This is a genomic window from Anaerococcus sp. AGMB09787, from assembly GCF_022808955.1.
GTDB lineage: Bacteria > Bacillota > Clostridia > Tissierellales > Peptoniphilaceae > Anaerococcus.
Window position 1 is genome coordinate 157,315 of sequence record NZ_JAKZEY010000012.1, and the last position, 7,718, is coordinate 165,032.

A 7,718-nucleotide genomic window follows, 5' to 3' on the forward strand; every position below is an offset into this window, starting at 1 on the left:
TATGAAGAGAAAAGCAAAATTAATAGTTCATACAGGATCAATGTTTTCTGGAAAGACTACTTCCCTATGGAGGGAGCTTTATAGGATGAAGATTGCCAACTATAAAATAGTTGCTTTCAAGCCATCTATTGATTCGAGATATGATGATAAAAAAATTGTAAGTCATGATAATTTGGAACTTGATGCTATAAAGATTGAAGACCTTAGTGAGATGCTAGATTATACCAAGCAAAATGACCTTGATTGTATAGGAATAGATGAAGTCCAATTCTTTCCAAACCCACCTAAGGAAGTTGTAGAAATTTTCCAAAAACTCTTAGCTATGAATATAACTATTGTAGTTTCTGGACTTGATATGGACTATATGGCTAGGCCCTTTGAAATTATGAAAGAAATCATGCCTATTGCTGATGAACTAATCAAGCACCACGCTATATGTGCATCATGTGGAGATGATGCCTGGGTTTCCTACAAAAAGTCAACAGATGAAACAAGAATTCAAATAGGTTCCAAGGACCTCTACGAGCCCTTGTGTAGGTCTTGTTACGATAAAAAAATGAAGGTAAGAGAAAAAACTAAAAATCAAATAACCCTTGATGATTATAATAAGTAAGAGCTGAAGATAACCCCAGCTCTTTTTCTATTGCTTTTTTACAAGTATTTTGCTTTATAGTTATCTATATATTTGATATCTTCTTCCGTTAATTCATATAGGTCTTGGTTGGTAATAACTTCAGGGCCGTCTTCATGGATAATTAGTTGGTGTTCAAATTGTGATACCATAGAACCATCCCTAGTTCTAGCTGTCCAACCATTATCGTCAACTTGCATTTTCCAATCTCCTACAGCAATCATAGGCTCTATAGTAAAGACCATTCCTGCTTGGATTCTTGGTCCCCTACCTGCCTTACCATAGTGGGGAACTTGTGGGTCTTCATGCATTTCTTTGCCTATACCATGACCAATAAAGTCCCTTATGACAGAAAAGCCATTTTCTCCCTCTACATATTCTTGGATAGCATGACCTATATCCCCTATCCTATTGCCTACCTTGGCAGCTGCTACTCCCCTATTTAGGCATTCTAGGTCAACATCTACTAGCCTTTGGTTTTCTTCGCTCATTTCTCCGATTGTGTAGGTCCAGCAAGAATCTGCAAGGCCTCCATCATATTCTATAACATTATCTATAGATACAATGTCTCCTTCTTTTAGTACATAATCTGATGGGAAACCATGGCATATCTCATCATTTACAGAGATACAAAGGGTATAGGGAAAGCCAGAATAACCAAGTTGGGCAGGGATAGCTTTTTTGTGATCTACTATAAACTTATTGGCAAATTTATCAAGGTCAAGGGTAGTTATTCCTTCCCTAATAACTCTCTTTAAGGCAAGGTGGGTTTGGCACAAAATCTCTGCTGCACCTCTCATTTTTTCAAAATCTTTTTCTGTATATAATCTAATCAATATATCATCCTTTCTATAAGAAAATAAGGACGCCTAAGCGCCCATATGGTTTTCACTTTACAAGTTTTTGCTAGCTATATAGGTATATATTTCTCCTGAAATTTTAGGTTCGATGTCCCACTTAGTGTTTGAAGAAATATTCTTACCTAACTCATCTATATAGTACATTATGATACCAGCATCAATCAAGCTATTATTGCCCTTGAAGTCTTCTATATAAATTGATAGTTTATCATCTGTTAGTAAAAATCTCCAAGGTTGACTGTTGTATGATGATGGAGCATACTTAGCATAGTTAAAGATCTCGTTTATTCCTCTTTGTTCAAGTTGTTCATCTGTTGCAGGATTATCAAATGAATCAATAAATACTATATCGCTATTTGCAATCCTATCTGTGTATTTGTGGTCATTCTTTTTGGTTTTTAGTGGATAGCCTATAGCAAGAATAGCAGGAATATCTCCACTAGCACCTGTAAATAATGGGTATAGATCTTCATTTACAACATCGCCTAGACTAATCCAGCATGAGCCAATTCCCATCTCATCTGCAAAGGTTATGAATTTTTCAATTAGGTAAGCCCCTTCTACTAGGCTTTTTGGCTCATCATTTAGGACACTTAGACTTATATATGAAGGAGCCTTGATCATAATTCCACCATATCCAGCTAGTCCTTGAAGTCCCTTATAAATTTCATCGCCGTTTTTTGCGATAAATAGCCTAACGTTAGCTCCACTAACTAAAGTTGCATTTTCTAAAAATTCATTAATTTTATTTAAATCACTATTACTTACTTCTTTGTCTTTAAATTCTCTTGTTGAAGTTCTTGATTTCAAAAAATTTGTTGTTAACATCATATCCCCCATATTATTCTCTTATATATATTTTACCATAAATTTTCTTAATTTATATGATAAAATAGATATATGAAAATAACAGACGAACAAAGACGAGTAATTCAAGAAAAACAAGGACCAATTTTAGTCTTGGCAGGCCCAGGTGCTGGTAAAACTACGACTCTTTTGGAGAGGATTAACTACCTAGCCCAAGAAGTTGATCCATCAAAAATCCTAACACTTACTTTCTCCAAGGCCCAGGCTCAAGATATGAGGGAAAGGTTTAAGGGAAATAAGTCTAACTTCATGACAATCCATGCCTTTTGCTACCTAATTATTCGAAATTTCTTGAAGAAATATAATAGGGAGATTAGGCTTCTTGAGACTGATGACTCTTATAATAAATACGACCTAGTTAAAAAGATTTATTATGAGATTAATAACAAGAAAATATCTAGTGAAGACTTGAGGGAGTTTTTCTCTAAAATCTCCTATATGAAAAATGCCATGCTAGAAGAAGCTTATCTTAAAAAGCTTAGAATTAAAAATGCCTTAGCAATCTATAGGACTTATGAAGATTTCAAAAGAGAGCATTTCTTCATAGACTTTGACGATATGCAAGTACTTGCCCTTGACTTAATTGACAATAACAAGGCCCTACTGAGCTCTATTAGAAGAAGGTATGACTACATTCAAGTCGATGAAGGGCAAGATACCTCCCTAATCCAATTTAAAATAATAGAACAAATCGCCCAGCCCAAAAATAACTTGCTTATAGTAGCTGATGATGACCAATCAATTTATTCCTTTAGGGCAGCTGATGTATCCTACCTACTAAATTTTAAAAAAACTTACCCTGATGGAAAAATTTTGACCCTAAGAGAAAACCATAGGTCCACCCAAGCAATTGTTACAAGGTCTCAAGACTTCATAAAGACCAATAAGCATAGGTATGAAAAGGACCTCTTTACAAAAAATTATAATAAAAGCCAGGTAGAAGTAAAGGTTCTGAAGGATGTCTTTGACCAATATAACTTTATAAAAAAGAACCTAGACCCTAATAGTAAAAACGCCATCTTATTTAGAAATAATATCCAAGCCATCAATATCCTTTCCTTTCTTATGGAAGATAAGATACCCTTTACCTACAAATTTTCGGAGAAGGACTTTTTCGATTCAAAAATTATTAATGACTTTTTCGAAATTATTAGATTTTCTGAAGATTTTTATGATAGGGAGAGCTTTTCTGAAATCTACTACAAGATAGAAAGCTACCTTAGTAAGGATGATATAAAAAAACTAGACTATAAGGGTATTAACCAAAGTGTTTTTGATTTTTACTATAGGGAGGGACTTCCTGATTCTAAATTGGATAGGCTGATAGAGAGAGAAAAGCAGCTTAACCATATAAGAAATATGAGCCTTGATAGGAAGATTAATTATATCTACAAGTATATGGGATATAAGTCATATATTACTGGCTTTTCTAACAAATATAGGGAAGAAATTGTAAACAAGGATCTTTTTATCGAATCCCTTGTGAATTTTACTAAGGGTCTAAAGACCTTGGATGAGTTTTATGGGAAACTAGAAAACCTTAATGAGTTAAAAAATGACGAAGATTCAACCCTTACCCTTTCAACTATCCATAGGTCCAAGGGACTAGAGTATGATAATGTTTTTGTAATAAACCTTAATGAAAATGAATTTCCTATGTTAATAGGAGATAATCTTGATGAGAAAATAGAAGAAGAAAGACGACTCATGTATGTAGCCATGACCAGGGCAAAGACTAATCTCTACCTCCTCTCCTTCAAAAAAAGAGGCAGAGAAAATCTAAATCCATCAGTATTTATAAAAGAAATTAAGGGTCTCTCCTAGCTTTGGAGAGACTTGTTATATTTTAATATTTCTCCTATGAGATAAAGTGACCCACACCATAGAATTAGATCAGATGATTTAGCTTCATTCACACTATAATCATAGGCTTCCTTGAAGGATTTAAATTGTTTAACACTAGAGGAGCTTTTTGAAACTACTTCATACAATTCTTCCACTTCAAAGGCCCTTTTATTATCAGGTATTTCTGTTACTACAATTTCATCTGCTACTTCTGAGATTTTATTTATTATATAATTGTAGTCCTTATCTTTTAGGACAGAAAAGCAGACTATTAGCCTATCATACTTATATGTTTTGATTGACTCAAGTAAAGAATCTATGGCCTCCCTATTATGGGACCCATCTACTAAAATTTTGGGATTTTGAGATATTTCTTCAAGTCTACCAGGATTTCTACTTGTTAAAATTCCTTGGTAAATGTCTTCTCTTGATAGGGAAAATTCATCCTTAAAGTAGTCTAGAACCATTAAGGCAAGACTTGCATTATAGACTTGGTGAAGACCTATTAGCTTGGTTTTAACATGGTCATAGGTCCTAAATGAAAATATATTTTGACCTTCTGAAAGGCTTTCTATGACTACTTCGTCCTTACTAAAGGTATAGATCTCGCTAGATGTTTCCTTGGCCTTATCATAAAATATATCTCTTATACTGCCATCTTTTGGATAAAGAAAGACAAGGGCCTTTTCCTTGATTATGCCAGCCTTATTTTGAGCAATTTCTTCAAGGCTGTCACCTAGGATATCAGTATGGTCCATGGATATGGTAGTTATTACTGATGCTATAGGATGTTTGATTACATTGGTAGAATCTAGTGTACCACCAAGACCAACTTCTACTACAGCTACATCTACATGATTTTCATAAAAATATATGTACATAACAGCAGTTAATACTTCGAAGTAAGAATTATGGAGTCCCTTATTATCAAGCTCTTCTAGGGGTCCCTTTAGCCTATCCAAAATACCCCCAAAGTCCTCATCAGAGATATTTTCTCCATTTATTTGAATGGTTTCATTTATCTCAGTCATATAGGGACTTGTAAAAAGACCTACCCTATTTTTCCTAGTTAAGGTATTAGCAATAAAATTTGACACAGATCCCTTGCCATTTGTACCTCCTACATGAATGACCTTTATTTTGTCTTGGGGATTGTCAAAATATTCTAAAAGTTTTTTAATTTTTTCTAAGCTATGTCCACCCGAAGTTGAACCTCTATTTATTATAAAATCGTAGAAATTCTTCATAAGAATATTCTACCCTTCCCTAGGCTAAATAACAGGTATAGTCTAAATTGGAGGTAATAATGACTAAGACGAGGAGAAATCATTACTTGGATACCTTTAGAGGATTTACAGTAATATCAATGGTATTTTTTCACCTACTATATAATATAAATTATTATAGGCCCATAGGATGGTACAATGGGACCCTTACCAATAAAATCTGGCAATTATCCATAGCTATTTCTTTTTTTATGATTTCGGCAGTAACTTCTACTATTCTTTCAAGGGAGAAAAATATAAAAAGAGGAATCAAAACTTCTATCTTGGGCTTTGCTATAAGTCTAGTAACCTACATTTTTGCCAGGGACCAACTTATAGTATGGGGAGTACTTAATGGGATAGGAATATCTATGATTATAGGGGGACTTTTACAAGGAAGGATTAATTTTTCCCTAAAAACATCACTTATCTTCATAATTTTATTTGCCTTAACCTACAATATGAATAAATACGGACTATATAGATTTAATTTTTTTAAATTACTATATGACAAGAACTTATTTTTCTTGGGATTTCCAAGTGCTAACTTTTATTCAACTGACTATTTCCCTATCATTCCTTGGACTTTTATATATCTTTCAGGCCTTGGAATAGGTAAGTACTTAAAGAGTAAAAATCTCCTAGGGCCTAGAGGATCAAACAATCCGCTAGCCTTTATCGGTAGACACGCTATGGTTATTTACTTGGCCCACCAGATAGTTCTCTATCCTTTGGTAAGTATATTTATGGCATAAAAAAGGCTTATGGCAAAAACCATAAGCTCCTTACTATTTTATATTTACTTGGTATTCTTCAGCTATAATAGGATTTATATTTAGGATATCTATTACAGCTTGCTTGGATCTTTCTTCTGCTTGGTCCAAGAATCCCTTTTCTATCATATCATTTTCGACTTTTTTCATTTCAGCAACTCTAAATTGTTGGAAATCTTCTATCTTGAATTGATTGAAAATTGAATTTTTTTCATCAAAGATAGTTAGGCTATCTTCGTCGATTTGGTGGGATAAAATCTTTGCCTCAGGCATGGTGATATTTATCTTTTTGCCCTTGTTATCAACATTTACCTCAACTTCATCCAAATCAATTCCTGCACTTAAATTTCCATCATAAGAAATTATAAATTTCTTCAATGTGAATGGGATTTTTACTCCATAAAATTCATTTTCATTCTCAAAGGACCCTACATTTGTATAGGTATATTTTAGTGTTGTAAGTTCCTTTACATCTTGAAGTTGCTCCAAGACTATATCTGAGCTTATCTCTGGTTTTGCATTAAAGACACCTGCCTTCATACCCAAGAAATAAGATCCAAATACAAGGACTACTAGGCCTACAAGAATAATAATTCCCTTTTTTACTTTACTCTTCATTTACATCTCCTTTGTTAAACTTTGCCCTTACATAATATATAGGCATGCCCCTCTTTCTAAACTTATCTTCATATTCAGAGCTAATAGATTTTTCGTAAGCTAAATCCCTATCAATTTCCAAAATATCCATATTAAAATCTTCAAAATATTCAATACTTGCATCAAAGAAATCTTCATTATCGGTCTTTAATTCAAGAATTGCTTGGTCTTTTATTATATTAATATACCTGTCCAAAAACCTCTTATGAGATAATCTTCTTTTGTGATGGCGTTTTTTGGGCCAAGGGGTAGAAAAATTGAGGTAGATCTTAGAAATATCTCCATTAGAAAAAATATCTTCTAGATCTTCTGCCTTTCCTATCAAGCCCCTAACATTAGTAAGTTTATTATCTAAAATCTTCCTAGAGGCAACGACGAAGGCATTGGTATTCATTTCCAAGGCAAGGAAATTAGTGGCTGGATTAGCCAAGGCTTTCTTGCAAATAAAATCACCCCTACCAGCGCCTATTTCAAGCTCAATAGGTCTATTATTGCCAAAGACTTCCTGCCACTTACCCTTATATCTTCCACCATCAAAAAATACATATTCATTTTCTTCCATCTCTGGAATAGCATTTGGTTTATGTCTTAATCTCATATTCTTCCTTTTCTTAACTACAATATTTACTTATGTAAAACTAATTTTGTAGTCAATATTATTTTACCATAAAATTTAAGTTTTTAAACACTTTGCCTTTAATAATATAATCTTTACCAACAATTAATTCAAGTTTAGATTTATTTATATTATTTTTTTGCTTTTAGATATTAATAAAAATAATATTGACTTTTTCTACAAAAATAGCCCCTTATTAGGGGC

8 protein-coding genes are annotated in these 7,718 nt (G+C 33.3%); 3 read left to right on the forward strand and 5 right to left on the reverse strand.

The features are described 5' to 3' along the window. The first annotated feature begins 1 nt into the window (after position 1). The gene (locus MUN42_RS04250) at positions 2-613 is read left to right on the forward strand and encodes a thymidine kinase (RefSeq protein WP_243343156.1); all 612 of its coding nucleotides are present in this window, start codon (positions 2-4) and stop codon (positions 611-613) included. A gap of 38 nt (positions 614-651) precedes the next feature. Here MUN42_RS04250 and map read toward each other — a convergent pair whose 3' ends face one another. Both map and MUN42_RS04260 read right to left on the reverse strand, forming a co-directional pair. Next, positions 652-1,467, reverse strand: coding sequence for a type I methionyl aminopeptidase (gene map, locus MUN42_RS04255; RefSeq protein WP_243343157.1), 816 nt, complete (start codon positions 1,465-1,467; stop codon positions 652-654). A 57-nt stretch (positions 1,468-1,524) separates the two neighbouring features. Continuing rightward, positions 1,525-2,319, reverse strand: coding sequence for a nitroreductase family protein (locus MUN42_RS04260; RefSeq protein WP_243343158.1), 795 nt, complete (start codon positions 2,317-2,319; stop codon positions 1,525-1,527). A gap of 72 nt (positions 2,320-2,391) precedes the next feature. Here MUN42_RS04260 and MUN42_RS04265 point away from each other — a divergent pair, with 72 nt between their 5' ends. Further along, positions 2,392-4,182, forward strand: coding sequence for an ATP-dependent helicase (locus tag MUN42_RS04265; protein ID WP_243343160.1), 1,791 nt, complete (start codon positions 2,392-2,394; stop codon positions 4,180-4,182). Here the strand turns inward: MUN42_RS04265 and MUN42_RS04270 are convergent. Continuing rightward, the gene (locus MUN42_RS04270) at positions 4,179-5,450 is read right to left on the reverse strand and encodes a folylpolyglutamate synthase/dihydrofolate synthase family protein (RefSeq protein WP_243343161.1); all 1,272 of its coding nucleotides are present in this window, start codon (positions 5,448-5,450) and stop codon (positions 4,179-4,181) included. The two genes, MUN42_RS04265 and MUN42_RS04270, sit on opposite strands and share 4 nt — an antisense overlap. Before the next feature lie 59 nt (positions 5,451-5,509). Between MUN42_RS04270 and MUN42_RS04275 the strand changes: the two genes are divergently transcribed. Further along, entirely contained in the window at positions 5,510-6,223 is a 714-nt protein-coding gene (locus MUN42_RS04275; RefSeq protein ID WP_243343162.1) for a heparan-alpha-glucosaminide N-acetyltransferase domain-containing protein, read from the forward strand. A 33-nt stretch (positions 6,224-6,256) separates the two neighbouring features. Here MUN42_RS04275 and MUN42_RS04280 read toward each other — a convergent pair whose 3' ends face one another. Both MUN42_RS04280 and trmB read right to left on the reverse strand, forming a co-directional pair. After that, entirely contained in the window at positions 6,257-6,859 is a 603-nt protein-coding gene (locus MUN42_RS04280) for a DUF4230 domain-containing protein (RefSeq protein WP_243343163.1), read from the reverse strand. Beyond that, positions 6,849-7,496 (reverse strand): tRNA (guanosine(46)-N7)-methyltransferase TrmB, encoded by a 648-nt coding sequence (gene trmB / locus MUN42_RS04285; RefSeq protein ID WP_243343164.1) that lies wholly within the window; start codon positions 7,494-7,496, stop codon positions 6,849-6,851. Before trmB ends, MUN42_RS04280 begins: the two co-directional genes overlap by 11 nt. Between the last annotated feature and the right edge of the window lie 222 nt (positions 7,497-7,718).

Excerpts from the sequence above, each read along its gene's own strand:
- MUN42_RS04250 (WP_243343156.1), top strand. The coding sequence starts at position 2 with ATGAAGAGAAAAGCAAAATTAATAGTTCATACAGGATCAATGTTTTCT.
- MUN42_RS04260 (WP_243343158.1), bottom strand. The coding sequence starts at position 2,319 with ATGTTAACAACAAATTTTTTGAAATCAAGAACTTCAACAAGAGAATTT.
- MUN42_RS04265 (WP_243343160.1), top strand. The coding sequence starts at position 2,392 with ATGAAAATAACAGACGAACAAAGACGAGTAATTCAAGAAAAACAAGGA.
- MUN42_RS04270 (WP_243343161.1), bottom strand. The coding sequence starts at position 5,450 with ATGAAGAATTTCTACGATTTTATAATAAATAGAGGTTCAACTTCGGGT.
- MUN42_RS04275 (WP_243343162.1), top strand. The coding sequence starts at position 5,510 with ATGACTAAGACGAGGAGAAATCATTACTTGGATACCTTTAGAGGATTT.
- MUN42_RS04280 (WP_243343163.1), bottom strand. The coding sequence starts at position 6,859 with ATGAAGAGTAAAGTAAAAAAGGGAATTATTATTCTTGTAGGCCTAGTA.
- trmB (WP_243343164.1), bottom strand. The coding sequence starts at position 7,496 with ATGAGATTAAGACATAAACCAAATGCTATTCCAGAGATGGAAGAAAAT.